Origin of the sequence: Leeuwenhoekiella sp. NPDC079379 (assembly GCF_044542075.1) — a bacterium.
In the GTDB taxonomy this organism is placed as follows: domain Bacteria; phylum Bacteroidota; class Bacteroidia; order Flavobacteriales; family Flavobacteriaceae; genus Leeuwenhoekiella.
Genome location: NZ_JBITTU010000006.1, coordinates 39,711 through 65,717, shown reverse-complemented (window position 1 = coordinate 65,717; position 26,007 = coordinate 39,711). Strand labels below are relative to the sequence as shown.

Genomic DNA, 26,007 nt, shown 5'->3' with positions numbered 1-26,007 from the left:
TGTAACTGTAACTAAAGGGCTGAAATTACTCAATTTCTTCGTAATCGATATATTCACCTACCTTTTTATTTGAAGTCCTGTCTTGATTTGGCATTTTCTCAATTACAATTTCTCCCTCTGGTTTTGTTTGCGTATTCTGGTTTTTAAAACCACCCGCCATATTTTGAAAACGTTCTCCAGCTTTTTTAGCGATATAACGCATTAAATAAGGTGCTGCCAACCTAAAAAGTATACGCAACCCAAAGAATATAAGCAGAATTATAAGTATGGTTTGTAACAATTTCATCTTTGTACTATTTGTTGTAAAATTAACTATTCGCTAATTGTTTCCACTTAAAAAAATAATAAATCAACGCCCCGCTCTTATCTCTTGATATTTAGGCTATCTCTTATATTTACACTATGTTTGTGCGATTGCACAAGAAAATTTCTACTGTAACCTCTAAATTTATAATGTACTATGCTAGGGAGATTAATTTTTGGTAGTATTTTGCTTCTAAGTCTTTGCGCGCAAGAAGCTAACGCTCAATACACTGAAACTATTAATTCTAACAGACCGGGACAGTCACAGGGTGCTTTTGCACCTGGTCGGGGTGTTTTGCAAGCAGAACTAGGAACTACATTAGGAAGAGAATCTCACAACCTTAGATTTACCGAAACAGATAATATAGGAGCAGAATTTGCGATACGTTTTGGCGCTATTAAAGAACAATTAGAGTTTGTTGTAAACGGTAATTTTTTATATGAAGATATCACACCTACAGCAGGCAATGCAGAGCCTTACACGCAAAGTGGCTTCCCTATAGTTACAGCCGGGGCAAAATATCTTGTTTACGACCCTTATAAAAACAGAGAAGATAAAATAAACCTTTATAGCTATTGGGCTAATCGCCGTTTTAAGTGGAATACCTTAATACCTGCAGTTTCTGTTTATGCGGGTGCTAATTATGTTTATGAAGATAATAATCCGTTTTTACCAGATAGTCAAGCGGGATTTACTCCTAAAGCGGTAATTATTACGCAACATAACTGGGGCAGATGGGTATGGGTTAATAATTTTATCTATGATCAGTTTTTAACAGATTTCCCTACAAAAGCCTGGATAACAACAATGACTCACTCTTTTAATCCTAAAATTGCTGCATTTGCAGAATTTCAGGTTATCTCAAGTGACATATATTCTGATGATTTGCTTCGTTTTGGAGGTGCTTACTTAATAAGTAAAAACTTTCAGGTAGATTTGAGTGCTTTAGTAAACTTTAAAGAAACTCCTAAGCGTCAACAATTAGGACTAGGAGTATCGTACAGACTAGATTTTCATAGTAAAGACGAGTTACTTCCGCAGGAATAAAAATACGGTTACCTTTACACGCTATTTAAAAATTACAATGATTACGATTAAGGAAATGAAGACGAAAAAGGAATTGACGCAATTTGTCAAATTCCCATTTTCGCTATACAAGAAAGACAGTAACTGGGTTCCACCATTAATTAATGATGAGCTTGAAAGTATGGATTCTGATAAGAATCCTGTTTTTAAAAATGCCGAAGCGCGTTTTTTTCTGGCATATAAAAATGATAAAGCTGTAGGACGTATAGCTGCAATCATTAATCGTATTGAAATAGATGAGCAGGGAAAACCAAAAATGCGTTTTGGCTGGTTTGATGCAATTGATGATGTTGAGGTAACAAAAGCTTTAGTAGCTGAGGTAGAAAAAATAGGTATTGCAAATAATCTAAAGTGGATTGAAGGCCCTGTAGGTTTTAGCAATATGGAAAAAGCGGGATTACTTATTGAAGGTTTTGAGTATTTAAACACTATGATTACCTGGTATAACTACCCCTATTACAAGGAGCATTTTGAAAAACTCAATTTTGAAAAAGCTTCAGAATGGGTTGAGTTTAAAATTCAAATTCCAGAAAAATCTCCTGAAAAAGTAGAGAAATTTGCGCGTATCGTACAACAACGTTACAAACTTAAAATGATTCATTTTAAGAATACAAAAGAAATTATGCCGTACGTAGACGATATGTTTGGCCTCCTTAATAAAACGTATAGTGAATTAAGCACCTTTGTGCCTATTCAACAATATCAAATAGACCACTACAAAGAGAAATACATAAAATATATAAATCCCAATTATATTAAATGTATCGAAGATGCAAACGGTAAATTAATTTCTTTTGCTATTACGATGCCTTCCTTTAGTAATGCCCTTAAAAAAGCTAACGGTAGCCTTTGGCCTTTAGGTTTTATACATATGCTACGTGCTCGTTCTAAAAACGATACAGCAGCTTTTTATCTTATAGGTATAGATCCTGAATATCAAGGAAAAGGTCTTACCGCAGTGATTTTTCAAGCAATGCAAGATTTATTTTCTGCTAACGGAATCACTCAGGTAGAAACAAATCCTGAGCTGGAAGAGAATAAAGCAATACAGCAATTGTGGAAGAATTATGAACACATAATGCATAAAAAAAGAAGGACCTACAAACGTGATTTGTAGATCCTTCGAGTTATTTTCTATTGCCGATTTAAAACCGGATCATTCTTAATTTAAAAGCTCAAAGCTAATTTGAATTTTTGAAGTTATTGTTATTTCTCCGGGAGCTAAAGTTCGCTGAGAAGAATCCATAGACTCAGACATCATTGCTGTTTTGTACATAGGCTGTGGTTGTGGTGCGCTTGTGCCTTGTTCTGCAATCATAAGAGCTTTCCCTATTTTTTGATTAAGAACACCTGCATATTCTTGTGCTTTCATTTTTGCATTAGCTACTGCTTTTTTACGTGCTTCAGCCTCGTATGTTTCCATCTTTGAAGAGCCAAAATCAACACCATTTATAGTATTAATACCAGAAGCTACAAGACCAGACATTACCTCGTCGTATCGTGCTAAATCTTTAATTTTTACAGAAATAGTCTGGCTGGCGTTGTAGTTATAAGTTTTTGTATTGTAATCGTAGTTTTTATTTAAGCTAACATATTCAGTCTGTACCTGATTTTGAGGGATATTCATTTTCATTAAAAAGGCTAACACTTTATCTACTGAAGCGTCATTTTCAGACTTTACAGTTTGAGCAACTTTGCCTTGTGTTTGTACACCCAGACTAATAGTCACTTCGTCTGGTACAGCAATTACTTTACCTTCGCCCGTTACGCTTACAGATGGTTGTATTTGTTGAGCATTTGCTAATGTAGTCATAGCTGTGATAGCTAAAATTAAAATAGTTTTCATAATAGATTGTTTTATTGTTTAGTTAACTACAGGCAAGACCTGTGCCATTATAACTTCCCGGTCTTGTTGAGAATAAAGAGAATAATGATAGGAATTGCTAAAAGTCCCACCATCAAGGTGTTAACCTGAAGCAATATAGGAACCATTAACAAAGTAATAACATAACCCCCTACTGCCCCACCAAAGTGAGCATCGTGACCTATATTATCATTATTTGCCCGCATTCCGTAAATCGAGTACAGTAAGTAACCAATACCAAAGATATAAGCTGGAATAGGCACAGGAATAAAAAACATATATAAACTCATATCTGGATTTAGCAGAATTGCAGAATATAATATCCCAGAAACTGCACCACTCGCTCCTACAGCTGTATAATGATATTCATCTTTGTGAAAATAATAGGAAAGTAAATTACCTAAAACAAGACTTCCTAGATAAATAACGATAAACTCCCAGTTGCCTAAAAAGCCTATCACTATAGGAGCAAAAAAATACAGCGTTAACATATTAAAAAACAGATGCGAATTGGTCACATGTAAAAAGCCAGAAGAAAGAATACGTATATGCTCGCCTCTACGTATAGCGCCGGTGTTAAATTTGTAATTTTCAAAAAATGAATAGTCTTTAAAACCCTTCATTGAGATTAACACGTTTACTGCTATAACAATAACGGTAACCAAGTTCAAATCGCCCATACTTCCACTTATTTAGCCTCAAATATACCTATATTTACCCAAAATTTACCGCTCATGCAATGGCTTATATTCTGGCTTGTTTACCCGCTTTTGTGGCTTTTATCACGTCTTCCGTTTTGGTTATTTTATAAATTTTCTGATCTGGTTTATGTACTGGTCTACCACATTGTGGGTTACCGTAAAAAAACGGTACGTACTAATCTTAAGACTGCATTTTCTGAGAAATCTGATGCTGAGTTATTAAAGATTGAAAAAGAGTTCTACAGCCACATGTGCGATATGTTTCTAGAGATGATTAAATCAATCTCTATTTCTGCAGAAGAGTTGAAGAAACGCTTTGAATTACCAGACTTAGATATCATACACAAACTCGCCGAAGAGCGCAGGAGTTCTATTATTGTTATGGGGCATTACGCCAGCTACGAGTGGCTAACGGCTTTGCAATTCTATTTTGATCACAGCGGATATGGTATTTATAAACGTATTAAAAATCCATATTTTGATAAACTCATACGAGATATACGAGGAAAATGGAATTCTGAATTGATTAATAATAAAGAAGCTACATTCATTATTAAAAAGCAACAACGCGCTGGCAAAATGGCGACGTATGCTTTTATCGCAGATCAATCACCTAAAACCCGCAAAAACCAATATTGCACAGATTTTTTAGGTCAGAATGTGCCTTTCTTTACAGGAATAGAACGTTTAGCAGTTGCCGAAAATATGCCCGTATTATATCTTGCTGTAGATAAGGTAAAACGAGGCCACTATAAAGCCATTTTTAAAGTGATTACAGAAGAACCACAAACCCTACCCGAACACTCAATTACAGATGCTTTTATAACTAACTTAGAAGCTCAAATACGCAATGCGCCCCAATATTATTTGTGGACGCATAAACGCTTTAAGCACGCGGAGTAAATGTATTTGTCTTTAAAATCTAAACTTGAATTCTATATACCTGCTATTTCTTTAATTTCAGCAATCATCGCATCAGCAACTTGATCTGCTTCAGCTTGTGAAAATGCTTCGGTATAAATACGAATTATGGGCTCTGTATTTGACTTTCTCAAGTGAACCCAGTGTTTTTCAAAATCTATTTTTACTCCGTCTATCGTATTTACTTCTTCGTTTTTATAGCTAGCCGCGATTGTTTCTAAAATTTTATCTACATCTAAAGATGGTGTCAATTCAATCTTCTTCTTACTCATAAAGTAAGACGGGTAACTCGAACGAAGTTCACTTACCTTAATCTTCTTTTTAGCTAAATGGGTCAAAAACAACGCAACACCTACCAGCGCATCACGACCGTAATGTGATTTTGGGTAAATAATTCCACCATTGCCTTCTCCTCCTATCACTGCGTTTACTTCTTTCATTTTTGTTACCACATTAACTTCACCTACTGCCGAAGCGTGATACTTGCCACCGTGTTTTAAAGTAACATCACGTAGAGCTCTTGACGAACTTAAATTAGATACGGTATCTCCCGGGTTTTCGCCTAAAACATAATCTGCACAGGCTACAAGCGTGTATTCTTCGCCAAACATTTCGCCGGTCTCATCTATAAAAGCCAGACGATCAACATCAGGATCTACGACAATGCCAAGATCTGCATCTTCTTCTTTTACTAATTCACAGATATCACCTAAATGCTCCTTTAAAGGTTCTGGATTGTGTGGAAAATGTCCTGTAGGATCACAATATAACTTAACCGTATGTACACCTAAACGATCTAAAAGTAAGGGAATAGCAATACCTCCTGTAGAATTTACACCATCTACAACGATTTTAAACTTTGCTGCCTTAATCGCCTCTTCATCAACAATGTCTAAATCGAGCACCTCGTCTATATGTATGTCTATATACGCATCGTTTTTATGTATCTCGCCCAGATCATCTACTTCAGCAAATTTTAAATCTACAGATTCAGATAATTTTAGGATTTCTGCTCCTGCTTCAGCATTTAAAAACTCTCCATTACTATCTAAAAGTTTCAGCGCGTTCCATTGCTTAGGATTGTGAGAAGCGGTTAATATTATACCACCATCTGCGTGCTCTAATTGTACAGCTATCTCAACAGTAGGTGTTGTAGAAAGATCTAAATCTATCACGTGAATTCCCATACCCACTAAAGTCTGCATAACAAGTTGCTGCAGCATCTCCCCACTTAAACGAGCATCACGACCTATTACAATTCTATGTGTATCTTTATTACGTTGATTTTTTATATATGTACCATAAGCAGCAGCAAATTTAACGGCATCAATTGGGGTTAAATTTTCTCCGGGCTGGCCGCCTATTGTTCCGCGTATTCCTGATATAGATTTTATTAGGGTCATATTTATATAGCATTCTAATTAATAAATGATTTTTAAAAATTAATCCTGCAATTAAGCCGAATTAATTCTGGACAAATATAGCCAATCACACCACTACCCTAAGTTGATAATTTGTAATTTAAGCCTGTGAATTATTTAGCGCATATCTATCTATCTGGTGACGACACGCTCGTTACACTTGGCAATTTTATGGCAGACGGCATAAAAGGCAAACAGTATAAAGAGTTTTTACCCCAACTGCAAAAAGGAATTTTACTGCATCGTGGCATAGATACCTTTACAGACTCACATCCTATCGTAAAGCAAAGCACCAAGAGATTGCATAGCAAATACAGTCACTATAGTGGAGTTATTGTAGACATTTTATACGATCACTTTCTGGCTAAAAATTGGCGCATCTATTCAGATGAGCCGCTCGCCGCTTACATAGAAGAGTTTTATGACAGTCTTGATGAAAATTACGAGTTACTCACACCAGGCATTCAGCGTATGATACCCCATATGATTGCAGATAACTGGTTACTGAGTTATTCTGAAATAAGTGGAATAGGCACGGTTTTGTACAATATGAATAGACGTACTCGTAACATAAGCGGTATGGACCGTGCCGTTGAAGATCTACAACTACATTATCACGATTTTGAGAACGAATTCACGCGCTTTTTTGAAGAATTGAGGCACTTTTGCCAGTTAAAACGGGAAGAACTCGACCTAAAATTCAGTATAAAAAAATAATTCTTTTATGATTAAACGCTACTTATCATCTATAAAAATTAATCAAACCTTAGCTGTAGGATTTCTTTTTTCTGTAATTCTTACCAGTTGCAAAACTGAAAAAACAGAGACAAGATTAATCAATCGAGGTAAACTTGCAGATAGTATTATGGTAGTATCTGCTCGCAAAGAAGCTTCTCGTATAGGTGCAGAAATACTTAAAAATGGTGGTAATGCTTTTGATGCATTAATTGCTGTAGATATGGCGCTCAATGTGGCATACCCTTTTGCAGGAAGCATAGGTGGTGGTGGCTTTATGGTGTATAGAAAAGCAAATGGCGAGACCGGCAGCATAGATTATCGTGAAAAAGCTCCTATCGCGGCAACACATGACATGTATTTGGATAACGAGGGCAATCCTATAGATTCGCTAAGTAGACAAGGATCACTGGCTGTAGGCGTTCCCGGGGGTATGGCCGGTATGTTTGCCATTCATAAAAAACTAGGGTCTATGCCTATGGCAGAAATTTTAAAACCGGTTATTGAACTAGCTGAAAACGGCTATACGATTACGGAAAACCAACTGGTACGTTTTAAAAATTATGCTCCTGTATTTGATCAGGTTAACGGTAAAGAAATATTGTATTCTGTGGGCTTCCGCGAAAGCGATTCAACTAAGATAAAAGCAGGAACGCTATTTAAAAATCAGGTTTTAGCCGAAACATTAAAGCGTATTGCTGCAAATGGTGAGGATGAATTTTACAAAGGTGAAACAGCTCAAAAACTGGTAGATTTTATTCAAAAACACGGTGGTATTATTACACTTGAAGATCTCAAAAGCTATGATGCTGTTTGGCGTGAACCTATTGTATCTACCTATAAAGGTTTAAAATTAATAGGAATGCCACCACCTTCTAGTGGAGGTATATCATTAGCACAGATTTTTAAAATGCTTGAGCCTTATAATCTTAAAGAATACGGTCATAACTCTTTAAAAAGTATTCAACTTATAACCGAAGCAGAACGCCGTGCTTACGCAGATCGTAGTTTTTATCTGGGAGACCCTGATTTTAATGATATTCCTATTGATAGTCTTACAAGTGAGATTTATGCTCATAGACGTATGCAGAACTTTAGTTTTGATAGAGCAACCCTTTCTTCAGAAATAAAACAAGAGGAAGTTGCAGGTTACGAGTCTATGGAAACTACGCATTTCTCACTGGTTGATCAATTTGGAAATGCAGTAGCTCTTACCACTACCCTAAATGGCGCCTACGGATCTAAATTGTATGTAGATGAATTAGGGTTTTTCTTGAACAATGAGATGGATGATTTTAGTGCCAAGCCGGGTGTTCCTAATATGTTTGGTCTCATAGGTGCTGAAGCAAATAAAATCGAACCTCAAAAACGAATGCTGAGTTCTATGACACCCACAATTGTAGAAAAAGACGGTAAATTATGGATGACAGTAGGTACACCAGGCGGTTCTACTATTATTACTTCGGTGTTGCAAACAATTTTAAATGTTAACGATTTTGGTATGGGAATGCAGGAAGCTGTAGATGCACCACGTTTTCATCATCAGTGGCTGCCAGACGTTGTTACTTTTGAACCTAATGCCTTTGGTGAAAATTTATTAGATAGTCTTGCCGCAAAAGGATATAAAATTCTGCAAGAAAATAGTGTTATTTTAGGTAAAGTAGATGGCGTTCTCGTATTACCAGACGGAAGTCTGGAAGGCGGTGCAGACCGTAGAGGTGATGACACGGCCATAGGTTTTTAATAATTTGTAATGCAAAGCAATTATAATATTCAAGATATATATTTTAAAATATAACCTATATGGTATATATTTTTTATTATAATCATTTTAGTGTATATTTAAAATTATACCCTTTTTGATGTATATTTAAGCACATATTAATTCAATTAGAAATGCAGGCAGTATTAACGGGAGATATAATAAGTTCTCAATCTAGTAATGATTGGCAACAAGAGCTTATAAATGTATTAAATGCGTACGGTGCAGAGCCTAATGAGTGGGAATTGTTTCGAGGAGATAGTTTTCAACTAGAACTTAATGCCGAACAGGCACTGGCTGCTGCTATACACATTAAGGCAGCGATTAAAACCTTTTCTGAACTTGATGTGCGTATTGCTATAGGCCTGGGAGATAAAAATTACAATGCTCCTAAGGTAACACAGTCAAACGGAAGCGCCTTTGTACATTCGGGTACTGCATTTGATACTATTAAAAAAAATACGCTTGTATTAAAGTCAGATAATACAGAATTTGATACCACAATAAATTTGATGTTAAGTTTAGCTACTTTAACGATGGATTTATGGCCACCAGTAACAGCTGCAATAATTAAAACACAGTTAGAACAACCTCAGCTCAATCAAACTGAGCTAAGTGAATTAATGGGTAAAGCTCAAAGTGCAATTAGCAAAGCCCTTAGCCGCGCAGGCTATACAGAAATTACCAGGCTCATTCAATACTATACAGAAACTTTAAAAAAACACTAATGTTAACGCTCGCTATAAAACTTCTTCTCGCGCATATAATTGGTGATTTTGTATTACAACCTACTAAATGGGTCAACCATAAATTAAAAAACGGCTATAAATCAAAATATCTAATTGCACATATTGCGGTACATCTTGCGACACTTCTAGTCGTACTACAATTTAACCTAAATTATATTGCTGGTATTTTAGCTATTCTTATAACGCATTACGGCATAGACATTCTTAAAATTAAATACACAACTAAAAAGAATAGCAGCAAATTATTTATCGCAGATCAACTCGCACATATTCTTGTAATTAGTATAGTAGTGTATTGCTACGCCCCATTTATAATTGATGTAGATTTAATTTACCAACCTCAACTCTTATTATTAATCACTTTAGGCTTCTTTGTAACTTTTGTAACGGGTATTTTAATGCGTTTATTCTTGCAGCCTTGGCAAGACGCAATAGAACCTAACATAAAGTCGAAAAATGGCAAAACAAAAAGTACTTCTCTGGCAGGAGCGGGTAAAATTATAGGAATGCTAGAACGTCTATTTGTTTTTGGTTTTATACTACTTAACGCCTGGTCTGCTATAGGTTTTCTCATTGCTGCTAAATCTGTTTTTCGTTTTGGCGATCTTACCGAAGGTAAAAACAGACAACTCACCGAATATGTCTTGATAGGCACACTCCTAAGTTTTGGTATTGCAATAGGTGCAGGCCTAACATTTAACTATTTAGATGCTAATTTTATCAATCCTACGTAAGAAATTCAATAAAATACCGACCTATTAAATTGTAAAACATAATCCCTACCGTGAATAAGTACCTTAAAATAATAGAAGATTCTTTTGTAGGTTACTTTGATTATCTCATACAGGAGATAACCAACCCAGGATGGACCAATTATTTCTATTGGTTAATAGGTTTATCACTTCTCGTCTTTGTTTTAGAAATTAGTATTCCCTGGCGTAGAAAGCAACCTATTTTTAGAAAAGGATTTTGGCTAGATGCGTTTTATATTCTTTTTAATTTTTTCCTTTTTTCGTTAATAGGCTACAACGCACTTTCTAATGTAGGGGTAGAACTCTTTAATGACTTTCTGGGCATTTTTAATATTAAAAACTTAGTTGCTATTGAAGTAGATGCGCTTACTGTGTGGGCACAATTGCTCATAATGTTTATACTAGCAGATTTTATACAGTGGAATGTGCATCGTATGCTACACCGTATTCCCTGGCTTTGGAAATTTCATCAAGTACATCACAGTGTAAAAGAGATGGGGTTTGCAGCACAGTTCCGTTTTCATTTTATGGAAACTTTAATTTATAAAAGTGTTCAATACATACCGCTGGCGATGATAGGTTTTGGTATAGAACAGTTTTTTATTGTACATATGTTCTCGGTGTTTGTGGGGCATCTTAACCATGCAAACTTAGACTGGAGTTACGGTAGACTAGGTTATATTTTTAATAATCCCCGTATGCACATCTGGCATCACGCAAAACAACTACCACCTCAGCACCGGTACGGGATGAACTTTGGTCTAACGTTAAGTGTCTGGGATTATGTATTTGGCACTGCTTATATTCCGCAAAGCGGAAAAGACCTGGAAATAGGTTTTAAAGGAGATGAGCATTTTCCTTCTAACTTTAAAGATCAAACTCTCTACCCTTTTAAGAATTAGTGTGCATTATATTTAATCAAAAGAACCATTAATAATAATTTTCATTTATAGTTTAATAAACTATAAATTATTTCTAAGTACCTCGCCTTATTAATCCTACTCGCGTAATCTCTAAAAATAGCTTTTCCTTAAAATTAGAACCATTCTTTAATTAAATTTTTAAAATCCTAATCACAAGAAATTAAGCAAAGTATATTTTTAAAATTTCTATAAACCTATATGTTATGTATCAAAGGTTACAGCGTCATTATAACTTCTTGATTAATTTTACTAAAAATTAGTAACTCATGACTATCAAACAATTTGAATATAAGCCACTTTCTCATTTTTCTTATGCGATACTATGCGGCAACAAAATTGCCTTAGTTGACCCTGAGCGTGATCCTGATCAGTATTACAAATTTGCGGAAGAACATAATGCAACTATTGTTGCCGTTTTTGAAACACATCCTCATGCAGATTTTGTGAGTTCGCATTTACAAATACATAAAGAAACCGGTGCTATACTTTATGCAAGTAAACTCGTTGGTGCAGATTATACCCATAAAACCTTTGACGACGGCGATGTTGTTAAAATAGGAAACGTAACTTTTACAGCCTTAAATACACCGGGTCACTCCCCAGATAGTATTACAATCGTAGCTACGGAAGATGAAGATACCGCACTATTTACAGGTGACACTTTGTTTATAGGAGATGTTGGCAGACCCGATTTACGGGAAAATGCCGGAAACACAAAAGCAAAACGCCTTGATCTTGCAAAATCAATGTTCAACACCATTACTCAAGTATTTAATTACTTACCTAATGATGCCATCGTATATCCTACCCATGGAGCGGGCTCTTTATGCGGAAAAAACATGAGTAGTGAAGGCAGTAGTACATTAGGAGAACAACGTAAGACGAACTGGGCATTTAATACAAATAATGAAAACGCGTTTATAGATCACTTACTCGACTCACAGCCTTTTATTCCGCATTACTTTGGTTATAATGTAGACATCAATAAAAACGGTGCAGCTAATCTAAAAGGCAGCATTGCTGATATTCCATTAAAATTGAATGATGCGCTTTTAAATAGCGATGATTTAATTATAGATACGCGTATCGAAGAGGATTTTAAAAATGGTCATAAACGAAATAGTTTTAATATTATGGCATTAGAAGAAAACCACAAATTTGAGACGTGGTTGGGCTCTATTGTAAAACCTGAAGAAGAATTTAGTATGGTTGCTAAAGATTACAATCACGCTGAAGAATTACTAAGTCGGGTTGCTAAAATTGGGTACGAAAGTCAGGTAAAACAAATTTATACACTTGGAGAGCAGAGTTGGATAAAATCTTCAATATTAGATTTGAAAAAATTCAAAGAAAATTTAGAAGCATATACAATTGTTGATATTAGAAATCAAAGCGAAACTGAAGCCGGTAAATTTTTTGACAAAGCACTTACCATACCGCTACACGAGTTACGAGAGCGTATTGCTGAAATCCCAACTGATAAACCTATCGTAGTACATTGTGCAGGAGGTTACCGCAGCGCTGCCGGGAGTAGTATTGTCGCTCACCACATAAACGATGTTCCCGTATATGATCTAGGTGATGCTGTTAATGAATATAAATAATATCGGTACAGGAAGTCTCATATATTCTGCAGTTAGCATTAGGGTTGTGAATAAAACCTGTAAATAAACAACTCCATTTAAGGTAAATAAGTTAGTTAAAAAGAAGGTCTAACAGCATTCAAAATGTCTGCTTTGATAATCGTTAATCTGGTCTTATTTATTTTTTTCTTTTAGTTTTAGCGATTCTATCGATATGAAATATACAAAATGAAAAATTTAGAAGGTAAAAATCAAATTTTCGTTTCAAAGGGAACTATTTTATTAGAGCAAGGGTCTGTAGCAACTCAAGGTTTTTTGGTGAAAAAAGGTTGTTTAAAAAGTTACACACTTGATAATACCGGGAAAGAGCACATTTTACAATTTGCACCAGAATCCTGGTTAATTACAGATTTAGACAGTTTTACAAATCAAATACCAGCGATTGTGTGTATAGAGGCTGTAGAAGATTCTGAAATTTTAGAAATGAACAAATCTGATTTTAAAGAAATTAGCGATTTAGACAAAGACAGTATTGTAGAGATGGCTACTAAATTGCGCAATAATTTAATTGCTACTAATAAAAGGGTTATAGGCTTATTAAGTTCTACTGCAGAACAGCGTTATCTTGATTTTACAAATACGTATCCTACATTAATTCAACGACTTCCTCTAAAATTAATAGCTTCTTATATAGGAATTACTCCAGAATATTTAAGCGAAATAAGACGTAAACTGGCTAAAAAATAATGCAATTTCCATTTCTTAAGATATCTTAAGTTTAGATAATCTTTTCTGCTTCAATTTTGTGCGCTACTAATCTAAAAGAATTTTAAAATGGTAAATCAAAAAAACAAAGCATTAAACATTATATTATGGATAGCGCAAGGACTATTAGCCGCAATGTTTATTATGGCAGGAATGATGAAAATCTCACAACCTGTTGAAGTCTTAGCAGATTCGTTACCCTGGGTTACTTCTACTCCACTCAGTTTAGTTAGGTTTATAGGCTTCACGGAGATTTTAGGAGGTCTTGGTTTAGTTCTACCTGCGGTATTTAAGTTAAAACCTGCTCTTACTATCTGGGCAGCTATGGGCTTAGCGCTGGTAATGGTTTTTGCCGCAATATTTCACGCATCAAGAGGTGAATTTACAGCCATAGGAATGAATATTTTTTTAATGGGCATCGCTTTATTTATTATTTGGGGTAGAAGAAAAAAATCATCCGTTCTGGTAAAGAACTAAAGTAACTAATATCATTAGCTCACACTACGCTAAATTTTGAACATTAATATTTTCATTTAGTTATGTTTTAAAAGCTTGATTAATCTCCTGCTTTGAGCTAAAAAAAATCATAATAAATACTGCAACAAATGCAGAAACAGTTCATAAAAAGTAATTACTTACTTCAATATATCCCTATAATTAGAAAAATTAGATACTCTTAATGCTAAAGTAAAATCATTAAGCAATCTATTTATGAGCTTAGGCAACGGAAATTGATATATCATTTTTCCGTTGCCTTTTTGAGTTTAAATGACTCTGCTTACGCTAATAATTGTTGTGACAGATAAAATTTAAAAGACTTTCAGAGTAAGTATTAGAATTAAAATAAATGGCAATAGCATTTGTATAACTCCATAAATTTTAAGTTTTACAGAATTCAATAATTATCAAACTATAATTAATCCTATTTTCGTGATTATTATTTTTAATAATTAACTGTAAATTAAAAAATGTCAAAAATTACTTTTCTCGTATTTACTTTAATGACAGGAGTTCAATGCTTTGCCCAAACGTCATTTGAAAATGGATACTTTATAAATAATTCTGGAAATAAAATTGAATGCTTAATCAAAAACTATGATTGGAACAATAATCCTACAGAGATTGAATATATGCTTACCGATAATGGTGATATTCAAAAGGCTGTAATTGCTAATATCAAAGAATTTTCAGTTATTAATAAGTCTAAATATGTCAAAGCCTCTGTAGATATTGATAAAACAAGTAATAAAATTAAAGATCTTAATGAAAACCGCGAACCTGAATTTAGTAATGAGACCGTTTTATTAAAAATACTCGTTGAAGGTGATGCGAATCTTTACTTTTATCGTGAGGGTCAACTAAGTCGTTATTTTTTTAGTACCAAAAATTCAGAAATTAAGCAGTTAATTTATAAGCAATACCTAACCACAAACAGTAAATTAGGATCGAACAACTATTATTTACAACAACTCTTTAACGAGGTAAATTGTAAAAACAAGAAGAGTTCAGATTTAGAAAATTTAGAGTACGGCAAGCATGATCTTATAAATTACTTTGTTGATTACAATAAGTGTATAAACCCAGATTTTCAAGTTGCAGAACTAGAGCCCGAGCGCGATAAATTTAATTTAACCCTTAGACCGGGTTTAAAATCAAGCGCCTTATCTATTGAAAATTCTTCTAGAAATGACAGAGATACCGAGTTTAAAAATGAACTCTCATTAAGACTGGGTGTTGAAGCAGAATTTATTCTTCCATTTAATAATAATAAATGGGCAATAACGCTAGAGCCTACCTATCAATCTTATAAATCTAAATATTTTGATCCTAATGAAGGTTTTAATACAGAGTTGACAAGTACCGTCGACTATAAAAGTGTTGAAATACCTTTAGGTTTAAGACATTATTTATTTCTAATTAACAATTCAAAATTATTTGTAAACGTACTGTATCAATTCAGTATAGATTTTGGTTCTTCAGTAGATTTTGAACGAAGTGAAGGTAGAAATAAAACATCGTTAGATATTAAGAGTAATCCCAATTTAGCTTTGGGATTAGGTTATAAATTTAAAGATAGATACAGTATAGAATTAAGACATGACGTAAAACGAAATCTATTAGGTGTTTACCCTAATTGGGATTCTAACTTTAGAGGTACTTCTCTAATATTTGGCTATTCTATATTTAATAAATAAATATTGGCAATTTTTAGACCAAAAAACTAATGTAGATCAGCGTATGCTCAATCTATCTGTTAAGGTAACTTATCTAATTAAAATTCAGCAATACGCTCAACTTTCACAAGCTGTTCATAGGGGAATACAGATGGCCCAAATTGGTTAAAAACAGCCACATCTGCGGCATCACGCCCTAAACCCATGATGACATAACCTCCTGCCGCTCCGTTCTGCGTAGCGTCAAAAGTATACCATCTGTTCCCTATATAAGCTTCAAACCATGCGTGCATATCCATAGGTTGTAAGTTGTTTAAGTACCCCACTACAATACGTGCAGGAATACTTAAGCTACGACACAATGCAATTCCTAAATGAGCTAAATCTCTGCATACCCCAAAGCGCTTATTGTTTACTTGAATTGCAGATAGTGGTTCATTATTACTACCGGGTATATAACTTATGTTAATACGTAACCAATCTGTGATTGTAGCCACTTGATTATAACCGGGTAACTGACCCTGAGTAATTGTAACAGCGAGATCATTAAAACAATCAGATTCACAATACCTGCTGGGTAATAAATAACTCAATATAGAATCTGGTAAATTTTGAATTTCAACAAAAGGAGCCCCAAAATCCTGATCACTGTATTCTGAAGTAACCACATCTGAGGTTGTGGCTATTGAAAATAGGCCTTCCTGCGCTACCAATCGCTGACATAAATTGCCATAATCATCTGTAAACTCGTTAACGCGTGTACTAGGCTTAATATCGTACTCTTGCCGTTCTACCCACTGCTGACTTCCACTACGAGGTCTCAGCATAAGAATAAACGGAGTAGGAACAACTATTTCAAACTTCAAATTACAGGTTATACGTAGTCGCATAGTTTATATATATTAATGCGTTTGGGAGTGTTATTGCTACTCTCAACTTTTAAATTTACAGATACCAATTTCGATTAATTTAATAGGTTAACATCTAAAAATCAGATTTCTTTAACACAATTAATGTATTCAAAATTAAAAGCATTTAATTCTGTATTTAGCAAATTAATGATGCTAAAAATTTTCATTTCAATATATGTGTAACTCAGGTTACGTACGCCTATTGCAAGTTTATTGTTCTTTGCACGACTTATAGACAGTTATATACTAAACCCTATTAAAGCCTAAATATGAATTGGATTTATAATCCCTGGCCCTGGTATGTTGCCGGTCCTTTAATTGCCCTCACAATGTTTTTACTTCTTTACGCAGGTAAACAATTTGGGATGTCTTCAAATCTTAGAACCTTATGCTCTGCTACAGGTGCAGGTAAAGCATCAGATTTTTTTAAATTTAATTGGAAAAAAGAAAAATGGAATCTTACCGTAATGGTAGGTGCTGTTATAGGTGGTTTTCTTGCTTCGCAATTTATGTCAAACAATACGGTTGAACTTGCTCCTGATGTAATTACTACGCTAAAGGGATATGGAATTAACAGCGCTGGAGAAGCCTACTTACCTACCGAAATTTTTAGTTTAGAAGCTTTGAGCAATCCTGTAAACTGGTTTATTCTAATAATTGGTGGTTTTCTTGTGGGTTTTGGAGCTCGTTACGCAGGAGGCTGTACCAGTGGTCACGCTATTTCAGGTTTGAGTAATTTACAAATACCATCTCTTATTGCAGTTATAGGCTTTTTTGTAGGAGGGCTAGTTATGATTCATTTTATTTATCCCCTAATTTTTGCATAATGAAAACAATAATTTATCTAATAATAGGTACTTTTTTTGGTATCGTGATGTATAAGTCTGAAGCAGCTTCCTGGTTTCGCATTTTTGAAATGTTTGAATTTGGATCCTTTCATATGTATGGTATTATAGGTTCTGCTTTAGCTCTGGGCGTAATAGGTGTTCAAATCATAAAACGCTTTAATATAAAAGCAATAAAAGGTCAGGATATGCACTTAGTGCCTAAAAATAAAAGTGTTGCGCGTTATGCCATAGGTGGAGTTTTATTTGGTTTAGGATGGGCATTGGCAGGTGCCTGCCCCGGGCCTATGTATGTACTCGCTGGTGCAGGATATGTATCTATTTTAATCGTGATATTAGGAGCCCTTCTGGGTACGTTTATCTACGGAATTGTTAAACATAAACTTCCGCATTAATATCTGAAACCTATCCTCAAACGGTATTTATCTTAATATAAAGCACTAAGCATCTTCTAATCCCTATTTGAAGGTGCTTTTTCATTTTGTGAATAAGCGGCAATCACTATGATGCACTTAGTGCGTTAAGTTTCCTATTTTTGCGCTAAATTATTTTTTATGCTCATTATAGGAATAGCCGGCGGTACCGGTAGCGGTAAAACAACCGTGGTAAATCAAATTGTTCAGGAATTACCGGAAGGTGAGGTTACAGTAATATCTCAGGATTCGTACTATAGAGATACCTCACATTTAAGTTATGACGAGCGGACGAAAATAAACTTTGACCACCCTAAGTCTATTGATTTTGAATTACTATGTCAGCATCTTGAACTGTTAAAGCAAGGCGAGACAATAGAACAACCTGTTTACTCCTTTGTAAAACATAATCGTACTAGTGACAAGGTTATCACACACCCACGTAAAGTGGTTATCGTAGAAGGTATTCTTATACTTACCCACCCCGAAATACGCGATCTTTTTGACATTAAAATATACGTTCATGCAGATTCAGATGAGCGATTAATACGTCGTTTAAAGCGTGATATTGCTGAGCGCGGAAGAGATTTAGAAGAAGTGCTTACGCGTTACCAGACTACTCTTAAACCTATGCACCAGCAGTTTATAGAACCTACTAAAGAGTATGCAGATATTATCATACCTTATAACCGATACAACAACGTGGCGATAGATATCGTTCGCAGTATTATAAATCAACGATTGGTTTAATTAAATTAGCTGTAGTGTGTCTTTATTAAAAAAACTCCGTCAACAAAAGTGGTTCCGTGTTTTGGGAAACAAATACGTACTTATCTTAATGATTTTTACAATTTGGATGGTGTTTTTTGACACCAACTCGTGGTTTATTCATAAAGAATTAAATGACGAGATTGATAAGCTTGAAGGCAACCGCGCCTATTTTAAACAAGAAATAAGAGGTGATCGTGAGCAAATCAATAAACTCAAAGACAGTACAGAACTTGAGCGATTTGCCAGAGAAGAATATTATATGAAAAAAGATAAGGAAGAGATTTTTATCATTGAATATGAAGACAGCCTAAAAACAGAAGAAAACGATGGATAACTCCCTATATTCAGATTTTAATCCGGTTACTGCAAAAGCTTTTAAACAGAAAATACAATATGATCTGGCAGGTGCAGATTATAACGAAACACTGTTGTGGTCTAGCCCTGAAGGAATACATATTAAACCTTTTTATCATCGTGAAGATTTAAATGAAATATCAATTCCCGGTCACCCTACTAGATGGTCTATTGCAGAAGAAATTTACATTCAGAAGCCCGAAACGGCAGCTCTTAAGGTATTAGAACTGCTTTCAAAAGGAGTTGAAGCGTTTCAGTTTAAAGCTGATCAAAAATTTAACATTGATCAATTGCTTGAAACCCTTCCACAGCAAAATCTTACGCTATATTTTAATTTTTCATTCTTAGATGTCCTTTTTTTTACAACATTATCAGAAAAAACAAAGGATAAAGAGTTTACCTGTTTTCTGAATACTGATATTATAGGAAATCTAGCTCGTAGTGGTAATTGGTTTTCAGATTTAAGAGAAGATCGCTACCAGCTAAAAGAACTTATTTTAAACGCAAAAAACGATAACGTTGTAGGTATTGATTCTTCAGTGTACCATAACGCCGGGGCTACAATTATTCAGGAATTGGCTTACCTTCTTGCGCAAACCAATGAGTACTTTAACCATTATGGTGATTTACTGAAAAAACAGCTATTTACATTAACGGTAGCCATAGGTTCTAATTATTTCTTTGAGATTGCAAAAATAAGAGCGCTACGCTTGCTTTATGCAACACTGGCAAGCGAATATGGTTTACCCGAAACCTGTCATATTATTGCTAAACCGGCATTACGCAATAAGGTTTTGTATGATTATAATACCAATATGTTACGCACAACCACCGAATGTATGAGTGCCGTTTTGGGCGGTGCAGACAGTATTTGCAATCTCGCTTACGATGCGATTTACCATAAAACTAATGATTTTGGGCAGCGTATTGCACGCAATCAATTGTTGCTCCTAAAGCACGAGAGTTATTTTGACCTGGTCTCAAATCCTGCAGACGGTACTTATTATATAGAAAATCTAACGCAGCAATTTGCCGAACAAGCCTTAAGTCTATTTAAAGATATTGAAGCCGGTGGTGGTTTTGTAACCCAGTTAATAGAAGGAAAAATTCAGAAAAAAATAAAAACTTCTGCAGCTAAAGAGCAAGAAGCTTTTGATAAAGGCGAAAAACTTTTAGTAGGTACAAATACTTACCAAAATCCTGATGATCGTATGAAGCACGATCTTGATCTTTATCCTTTTCTAAAAATGAACCCGCGTAAAACATTAATTGAACCGGTAATTACAAAACGTCTTGCAGAAGAAGTTGAGCAAAAAAGATTAAAGGATGAGTAGAAAAAACCTTCAACATCTTAAACTAAAAACAGACCATAAAACCATATCTGTTACTGCAGAATCAAACGTTACTGCAGAAGAAATACACATTAAAAAGCACTATACTTCTAACGACATTAGTGATTTAAAGCATCTTGATTTTGCTGCAGGAATACCTCCTTTTTTACGGGGTCCTTACAGTACGATGTATGTTCGTAAGCCGTGGACGATTAGACAATACGCAGGATTCTCTACTGCCGAAGAAAGTAATGCCTTTTATAGACGCAATTTAAAGGCCGGTCAAAAAGGACTTTCAGTAGCTTTTGACCTGGCTACACATCGTGGTTATGATAGTGATCACGAGCGTGTAGAAGGTGATGTGGGTAAAGCCGGTGTAGCCATTGATACGGTTGAAGATATGAAGATTCTCTTCGACCAGATTCCGTTAGATAAAATGAGCGTCTCGATGACGATGAATGGTGCCGTGCTTCCTATAATGGCTTTTTATATTGTTGCTGCAGAAGAGCAAGGTGTTAAACCAGAACAACTTCAAGGCACCATACAAAATGATATTTTGAAGGAGTTTATGGTTAGAAATACCTACATCTACCCGCCTACTCCTTCGATGCGTATTATATCAGATATTTTTGAATACGCTTCAGCAAAAATGCCCAAATTCAATACAATTTCCATTTCGGGCTACCATATGCAAGAAGCCGGTGCTACAGCAGATATTGAACTGGCTTACACCCTTGCAGATGGTCTTGAATATTTAAAAACAGGCTTAGCCGCGGGTATGAGTATAGACAGTTTTGCACCTCGCTTATCCTTCTTTTGGGGTATTGGGATGAATCACTTTATGGAAATTGCAAAAATGCGTGCTGCCCGAATGCTGTGGGCTAAAATTGTGAAGCAATTCAATCCTAAAAATGAAAAATCTCTTTCGCTACGTACCCACTGCCAAACTAGTGGATGGAGTTTAACCGAACAGGACCCATTTAATAATGTTGCACGCACAACTATTGAAGCTGCTGCTGCTGTTTTTGGCGGTACTCAAAGTTTACATACAAATGCGCTTGATGAAGCGATCGCTTTGCCCACCGACTTTTCTGCGCGTATCGCCCGAAATACACAGATCTACTTACAAAAAGAAACCGAAATCACACGTACTGTAGACCCTTGGGCCGGTAGTTATTATGTAGAATCGTTAACACAAGAGATTGCAGAGAAAGCCTGGAAACTTATTGAAGAAGTTGAAGACCTGGGCGGAATGACTAAAGCAATAGAAAAAGGAATACCAAAATTACGAATTGAAGAAGCTGCTGCACGCAAACAGGCACGCATAGATAGTGGTCGTGACGTGATTGTGGGGGTCAATAAATACAAACTAGAGACTGAAGATGATATTGTCACCCTTGAGGTAGATAACGACGCCGTGCGTAAATCACAACTAGACCGCCTGGCTCAGGTAAAAGAAAATCGAGATACACAATTAGTTACTCAGGCTTTAGCAGCTTTGACTGAATCTGCAGAAAAAGGAAGCAGTAATTTATTAAATTTAGCAGTAGAGGCTGCTCGTAACAGAGCGACTTTAGGTGAAATTTCGACAGCCTTAGAATCGGTTTTTGGGAGGTATAAAGCAGAAATAAAATCATTTATAGGCGTGTATAGTAAAGAAGTTAAAAAAGATCCTGCTTTTGCAAAAGCTCGTGAACTCGCAAATCGTTTTGCCGAATTAGAAGGAAGACGCCCGCGAATTATGATTGCAAAAATGGGGCAAGACGGCCACGATCGCGGGGCTAAAGTTGTTGCGACCGGTTATGCAGATGTAGGTTTTGACGTAGATATAGGACCCTTGTTTCAAACACCAAAAGAAGCTGCGAAACAAGCTGTAGAAAATGATGTGCATATTCTAGGCATAAGTTCGCTAGCAGCAGGCCATAAAACACTGGTACCACAAGTAATTCAAGAATTAAAGCGATTAGATCGTGAAGATATAATGGTAATAGTGGGTGGTGTTATTCCGCGGAAAGATTATCAATTTTTATTTGATACCGGTGCCGTAGCCATTTTTGGTCCCGGTTCAAAAATAAGTGATGCTGCCATTTCAATCTTAGAAATTTTGATGCAGAGTTTTGAAGACTAGATTTATAGATACAAGGTTTCTGCACGAGAACTAAAATTAATTGAACTTAACTATTCAATCTAAGCCTTCTAAACAGGCATAAAGAATTAAATACTTTAAAATGAGCTATACCGATAAAATGTTGCGCGATGATGCGTTAAAAGGAAAAACAATTGTAGTTACAGGCGGCGGTAGCGGTCTGGGTAAATCTATGACTAAATACTTTCTTGAATTAGGCGCCAATGTAGCTATTAGTTCGCGTGACCTTGATAAATTAAAAACTACGGCTTCAGAATTAGAAGCAGAAACCGGCGGAGTATGTTTTCCTGTACAATGCGATGTACGTGATTATGAGCAGGTAGAAGCAATGCGCGATGCTGTTGTTGAGAAATTTAGTAGCGTAGATGTGCTATTAAATAATGCAGCAGGAAACTTCATCTCTCCTACAGAGCGGCTTTCTGCAAATGCTTTTGATGTAGTAATTGATATTGTTTTAAAAGGAAGCAAAAACTGCACGCTTGCCTTCGGAAAACATTGGATTGATGCAGGCGAAAAAAACAAAACTATTTTAAACATAGTAACAACCTACGCTTGGACGGGTTCTGCATACGTTGTACCCAGTGCAACAGCAAAAGCGGGAGTTCTGGCAATGACGCGATCTCTGGCTGTAGAATGGGCGAAATACGGCATACGTTCTAATGCCATTGCACCGGGACCATTTCCTACTAAAGGTGCCTGGGAACGTTTATTACCAGGAGATCTTGCCGAAAAATTTGATCTTTCTAAAAAAGTACCCTTGCGCCGCGTAGGTGATCATCAGGAATTGGCTAATCTCGCAGCATATCTGGTTTCAGACTTTTCTGCCTATGTAAATGGTGAGGTAGTAACTATTGATGGTGGTGAGTGGCTTGAAGGCGCAGGACAATTCAATTTATTAAAAGATATTCCAGAAGAACTTTGGGATCAGCTTGAAGCTGCTGTAAGAGCTAAGCGCAAGTCTTAATTACTTTTAATAAAAAATAAAGAATCCCTAAGTTGAACTTAAGGGATTCTTCATTTAAATAAGTTCCTCTTTAGGTTTAAAAATAGCTGTATATGCACGTCTTAAGTAATTGAAAAGAATTACATAAAATAGGATAACGATAATAAATTCGGCTTCAAAATCCGGGATTTGTAATTGTAGTATTTGTTTGAGCATATCCCATAGGTGTAACGGAAAATGAATAATCTCTTCCCAATTATAAAACAATTGATATCCTACAAAATAGATTACGATAAGTGTATTAAAGCTTCCGTAGAGAATGAGACCTGTATTTTTTATACGCTCCTGTTTTATAAATAAGGTTTGTGGTTTTGTAAACAAATCTTTAATAGCTTGAGAAGATTTGCTTAGTAAATTAGGGGTATCTGTAAGATCAGATAATAACCAATACCCATCAGAACGAATAAAAGGTACTAATTGAATTAAACTGTATATACTCACCATAAAAGCGATTTCAGCAAATATTCCTAAATCTGGAAAAAGAGAAAATAATAATAAACTTACTAGTAAACACCACAACTGCATATAAACCCCGGCAAGGTTGCCTATTACACGCTCTCTTTTAGTAGCGTGCCACATCGAAGAAATACTAGAGTACAATACCGGAAAAATAACATAAAACCCACCTCCTATTTCACCGTTGCGCCCTGTAAATCTTGAACAGGCAGCGATATGACCTAATTCGTGAAAAAGTATAGTTACAAAATACAGCGCAGCGACTGCCAAGGCAGAAACTTCTGTTTCTTCAAAACTCCTAAAAAATACGGTATATAACGCCAGTAAAAATAATGCTGTAAAGGCTATCCAAAAAAATACCGGTTGAAATAAAGGTTTTAAAGGTGTCGCTAGCTTCTTAGCGGTCTCTTTTTTTAAAATGGTAAATTCAAGTTTTATAAAACTCTTTTCTTTTTTATTTTCTACTTGTTCTACATCACCTAAGAGACCTGTTGAAGCAAGTTGGGAATTTATAAAAGCATCAAAATTCTCCTTAGTCAACTCTATCTCAAATTCACTTTTAAACTGATTATGCGCATCTTCAAAAGACTGTGATCGCGATAAAAGATCTATTAGTTGTTTAGATTGTTGATTAATATTAAAATGTCCCTCAGGAGTTTCAAGAACCCAGGTGTTAGCATTATAGCTAGAGAGTTCATATGGTTTTAAAATAATAGCCATTTATGTTGTAAGCTCTTTTATGATAATTCTATTATGTTCAAGCATTTGAAGCATAGTATCAATCCAAATTACAAGTTCGCTTAAATTGAGTTCTCGAGCAGTATCCTGAGCTATTTTAAATTTCTGTGTTGCATAGGTATTACATTTTTCAGCAATACCAGAAATGTAGAATACCCGTTCTTTAAAACGATCTAGATCAGGCTTTTCTTCAATTTTATGTTTAACCATAAAATTATTTACCGCACTTATACAATAGGTATGTTGATTTTTAATAACATCTTCACTAAAATCTTCAGTATCATCTAGCATCTGCATTCCGTAGAATAACTGATTAAACAGTTCTAATACTTTTTTAGAATCTATTTTACTCTTAAAAAGAATAAAAAGACCTACAACCGGTATAAAAGCCGGTGCATGCTTGCTAAAGCTATAAGCTTCAAAAGATTCTAAAGTATGGTTAATTTGCAAGGCAGAGTTTTTCTTTTCGAGCACCAGGCCTTCATAATAGCTATTCATATAGCTATTAAAATGCTTCCAGAAATTGTTTTCAGGTTCAAAGAGCTGTCCCAGGCCTAATATTGCAGTTGTGCTATATTCCTGTGAACGTTTAAGTGTTTCTGCGGCTGTGTTAAAATCCTCAACCCAGCTAATCTCTTGATCTATGATACGGTCTAACGTAAAAACATAGTAAATGTATTTATTTACTAATTTTTGAAAAGAGAAAAATTTTTCTTCATCGTCAACATTAAATAATGGCTTTAAATAAGGAACTAATTGCTCAAAGAATAAAGCAGATACAGAAGGTTTTGACATACTTAAAAAATAAAAAGCTCAAATTTTAGAAACTTGAGCTTTTAGATTAATCTAAAACTTAACGTAAGTAAGTTAAAAAATTATGTTGGCGTACCACCTGTGTTAGGACAAGATTTTGGTGCACACGGGTCACATGGGTTACAGCTGTGTGTGTTGTGACCACAACCTCTGTAATGACTGTGAAAATAAAATGTAAATTCTTTACGCTCCTCTAATTTTTCAAAAGAGAAAGCTTCTAATTGATTGGTAAAATTCTTCATAACTAATAATATTAAGTTGACTTATTATATACCGAACTTAAACTATCAATTGTTATTAAAAAATAATTTTCGGTCAAAGCATACTATTTATAGATTAAAATTATCTTCCTCCATTAATACTTATTACGGTTCACAATATATTTTATCAAAAGGCTATGATTTGAGAATGATTGGGATAGCACAATTATTGAGAACGCTTAAAACCTGTTAACAAAAAGCATTTTAATTGCGGGTTATAAATCGT

Annotated in this window: 27 protein-coding genes; 19 read left to right on the top strand and 8 right to left on the bottom strand. The window is 35.1% G+C overall.

What is annotated here, in order from left to right:
• Positions 1 to 25: 25 nt before the first annotated feature.
• Positions 26 to 286 (bottom strand): DUF4834 family protein, encoded by a 261-nt coding sequence (locus ACIGAM_RS12100; protein ID WP_396511702.1) that lies wholly within the window; start codon positions 284 to 286, stop codon positions 26 to 28.
• Positions 287 to 460: 174 nt separating this feature from the next.
• Between ACIGAM_RS12100 and ACIGAM_RS12095 the strand changes: the two genes are divergently transcribed.
• Together ACIGAM_RS12095 and ACIGAM_RS12090 are read left to right on the top strand one after the other, a co-directional pair.
• Complete coding sequence (locus ACIGAM_RS12095) at positions 461 to 1,351, top strand: transporter (RefSeq protein WP_396511701.1); 891 nt, start codon at positions 461 to 463, stop codon at positions 1,349 to 1,351.
• A 37-nt stretch (positions 1,352 to 1,388) separates the two neighbouring features.
• Positions 1,389 to 2,507, top strand: a complete 1,119-nt coding sequence (locus tag ACIGAM_RS12090; RefSeq protein WP_396511700.1) for a GNAT family N-acetyltransferase — start codon at positions 1,389 to 1,391, stop codon at positions 2,505 to 2,507.
• A 45-nt stretch (positions 2,508 to 2,552) separates the two neighbouring features.
• Here ACIGAM_RS12090 and ACIGAM_RS12085 read toward each other — a convergent pair whose 3' ends face one another.
• Positions 2,553 to 3,236, bottom strand: a complete 684-nt coding sequence (locus tag ACIGAM_RS12085; RefSeq protein WP_396511699.1) for an SIMPL domain-containing protein — start codon at positions 3,234 to 3,236, stop codon at positions 2,553 to 2,555.
• A 47-nt stretch (positions 3,237 to 3,283) separates the two neighbouring features.
• Positions 3,284 to 3,934 carry a rhomboid family intramembrane serine protease gene (locus ACIGAM_RS12080; RefSeq protein ID WP_396511698.1) on the bottom strand — a complete coding sequence of 217 codons (651 nt, stop codon included), beginning with the start codon at positions 3,932 to 3,934 and terminating at the stop codon, positions 3,284 to 3,286.
• Between the two features lie 54 nt (positions 3,935 to 3,988).
• On the opposite strand from ACIGAM_RS12080, the gene ACIGAM_RS12075 reads away from it, so the two are divergent.
• Positions 3,989 to 4,858, top strand: a complete 870-nt coding sequence (locus ACIGAM_RS12075; protein WP_396511697.1) for a lysophospholipid acyltransferase family protein — start codon at positions 3,989 to 3,991, stop codon at positions 4,856 to 4,858.
• Between the two features lie 32 nt (positions 4,859 to 4,890).
• On the opposite strand, the gene glmM is transcribed toward ACIGAM_RS12075, so the two are convergent.
• A complete protein-coding gene (gene glmM / locus ACIGAM_RS12070) occupies positions 4,891 to 6,279 on the bottom strand; it encodes a phosphoglucosamine mutase (protein ID WP_396511696.1) in 1,389 nt (462 codons plus the stop codon).
• A gap of 126 nt (positions 6,280 to 6,405) precedes the next feature.
• Here glmM and ACIGAM_RS12065 point away from each other — a divergent pair, with 126 nt between their 5' ends.
• From ACIGAM_RS12065 to ACIGAM_RS12025, 9 genes are all read left to right on the top strand, one after another.
• Positions 6,406 to 7,014, top strand: a complete 609-nt coding sequence (locus ACIGAM_RS12065) for an ACP phosphodiesterase (protein WP_396511695.1) — start codon at positions 6,406 to 6,408, stop codon at positions 7,012 to 7,014.
• 7 nt (positions 7,015 to 7,021) lie between these two features.
• Positions 7,022 to 8,776, top strand: coding sequence for a gamma-glutamyltransferase (gene ggt, locus ACIGAM_RS12060; RefSeq protein WP_396511694.1), 1,755 nt, complete (start codon positions 7,022 to 7,024; stop codon positions 8,774 to 8,776).
• A gap of 152 nt (positions 8,777 to 8,928) precedes the next feature.
• Positions 8,929 to 9,522, top strand: coding sequence for a SatD family protein (locus ACIGAM_RS12055; RefSeq protein ID WP_396511693.1), 594 nt, complete (start codon positions 8,929 to 8,931; stop codon positions 9,520 to 9,522).
• Positions 9,522 to 10,277 (top strand): DUF3307 domain-containing protein, encoded by a 756-nt coding sequence (locus ACIGAM_RS12050; RefSeq protein ID WP_396511692.1) that lies wholly within the window; start codon positions 9,522 to 9,524, stop codon positions 10,275 to 10,277. The genes ACIGAM_RS12055 and ACIGAM_RS12050 overlap by 1 nt, the downstream gene beginning before the upstream one ends.
• A gap of 50 nt (positions 10,278 to 10,327) precedes the next feature.
• Positions 10,328 to 11,197, top strand: a complete 870-nt coding sequence (locus tag ACIGAM_RS12045; RefSeq protein WP_396511691.1) for a sterol desaturase family protein — start codon at positions 10,328 to 10,330, stop codon at positions 11,195 to 11,197.
• Between the two features lie 287 nt (positions 11,198 to 11,484).
• The gene (locus ACIGAM_RS12040; protein WP_396511690.1) at positions 11,485 to 12,822 is read left to right on the top strand and encodes a rhodanese-like domain-containing protein; all 1,338 of its coding nucleotides are present in this window, start codon (positions 11,485 to 11,487) and stop codon (positions 12,820 to 12,822) included.
• 207 nt (positions 12,823 to 13,029) lie between these two features.
• Positions 13,030 to 13,548, top strand: coding sequence for a Crp/Fnr family transcriptional regulator (locus tag ACIGAM_RS12035; RefSeq protein WP_396511689.1), 519 nt, complete (start codon positions 13,030 to 13,032; stop codon positions 13,546 to 13,548).
• A gap of 87 nt (positions 13,549 to 13,635) precedes the next feature.
• Positions 13,636 to 14,043, top strand: coding sequence for a DoxX family protein (locus ACIGAM_RS12030; protein ID WP_396511688.1), 408 nt, complete (start codon positions 13,636 to 13,638; stop codon positions 14,041 to 14,043).
• Positions 14,044 to 14,534: 491 nt separating this feature from the next.
• Positions 14,535 to 15,761, top strand: a complete 1,227-nt coding sequence (locus ACIGAM_RS12025) for an outer membrane beta-barrel protein (RefSeq protein WP_396511687.1) — start codon at positions 14,535 to 14,537, stop codon at positions 15,759 to 15,761.
• A 77-nt stretch (positions 15,762 to 15,838) separates the two neighbouring features.
• On the opposite strand, the gene ACIGAM_RS12020 is transcribed toward ACIGAM_RS12025, so the two are convergent.
• A complete protein-coding gene (locus ACIGAM_RS12020) occupies positions 15,839 to 16,630 on the bottom strand; it encodes a transglutaminase family protein (RefSeq protein ID WP_396511686.1) in 792 nt (263 codons plus the stop codon).
• A gap of 290 nt (positions 16,631 to 16,920) precedes the next feature.
• Between ACIGAM_RS12020 and ACIGAM_RS12015 the strand changes: the two genes are divergently transcribed.
• The 7 genes from ACIGAM_RS12015 to ACIGAM_RS11985 all read left to right on the top strand — a co-directional run bounded on the left by ACIGAM_RS12015 (position 16,921) and on the right by ACIGAM_RS11985 (position 23,475).
• On the top strand, positions 16,921 to 17,478 hold the full coding sequence (locus tag ACIGAM_RS12015) for a YeeE/YedE family protein (protein WP_396511685.1): 558 nt from the start codon (positions 16,921 to 16,923) through the stop codon (positions 17,476 to 17,478).
• Positions 17,478 to 17,891: a DUF6691 family protein gene (locus tag ACIGAM_RS12010; RefSeq protein WP_396511684.1), complete on the top strand. Its 414-nt coding sequence runs from the start codon at positions 17,478 to 17,480 to the stop codon at positions 17,889 to 17,891. The genes ACIGAM_RS12015 and ACIGAM_RS12010 overlap by 1 nt, the downstream gene beginning before the upstream one ends.
• A gap of 159 nt (positions 17,892 to 18,050) precedes the next feature.
• Entirely contained in the window at positions 18,051 to 18,659 is a 609-nt protein-coding gene (udk, locus tag ACIGAM_RS12005; RefSeq protein WP_396511683.1) for a uridine kinase, read from the top strand.
• 88 nt (positions 18,660 to 18,747) lie between these two features.
• Entirely contained in the window at positions 18,748 to 19,014 is a 267-nt protein-coding gene (locus ACIGAM_RS12000) for a septum formation initiator family protein (RefSeq protein WP_396511682.1), read from the top strand.
• A complete protein-coding gene (locus ACIGAM_RS11995; protein WP_396511681.1) occupies positions 19,007 to 20,368 on the top strand; it encodes a methylmalonyl-CoA mutase subunit beta in 1,362 nt (453 codons plus the stop codon). The genes ACIGAM_RS12000 and ACIGAM_RS11995 overlap by 8 nt, the downstream gene beginning before the upstream one ends.
• On the top strand, positions 20,361 to 22,493 hold the full coding sequence (scpA, locus tag ACIGAM_RS11990) for a methylmalonyl-CoA mutase (protein WP_396511680.1): 2,133 nt from the start codon (positions 20,361 to 20,363) through the stop codon (positions 22,491 to 22,493). Before ACIGAM_RS11995 ends, scpA begins: the two co-directional genes overlap by 8 nt.
• Positions 22,494 to 22,593: 100 nt before the next feature.
• The gene (locus ACIGAM_RS11985) at positions 22,594 to 23,475 is read left to right on the top strand and encodes an SDR family oxidoreductase (RefSeq protein WP_396511679.1); all 882 of its coding nucleotides are present in this window, start codon (positions 22,594 to 22,596) and stop codon (positions 23,473 to 23,475) included.
• Positions 23,476 to 23,529: 54 nt separating this feature from the next.
• On the opposite strand, the gene ACIGAM_RS11980 is transcribed toward ACIGAM_RS11985, so the two are convergent.
• From ACIGAM_RS11980 to ACIGAM_RS11970, 3 genes are all read right to left on the bottom strand, one after another.
• Positions 23,530 to 24,690, bottom strand: coding sequence for a hypothetical protein (locus ACIGAM_RS11980; protein ID WP_396511678.1), 1,161 nt, complete (start codon positions 24,688 to 24,690; stop codon positions 23,530 to 23,532).
• On the bottom strand, positions 24,691 to 25,503 hold the full coding sequence (locus ACIGAM_RS11975; protein ID WP_396511677.1) for a hypothetical protein: 813 nt from the start codon (positions 25,501 to 25,503) through the stop codon (positions 24,691 to 24,693).
• Between the two features lie 80 nt (positions 25,504 to 25,583).
• Complete coding sequence (locus ACIGAM_RS11970) at positions 25,584 to 25,763, bottom strand: hypothetical protein (RefSeq protein ID WP_396511676.1); 180 nt, start codon at positions 25,761 to 25,763, stop codon at positions 25,584 to 25,586.
• Positions 25,764 to 26,007: the final 244 nt, after the last annotated feature.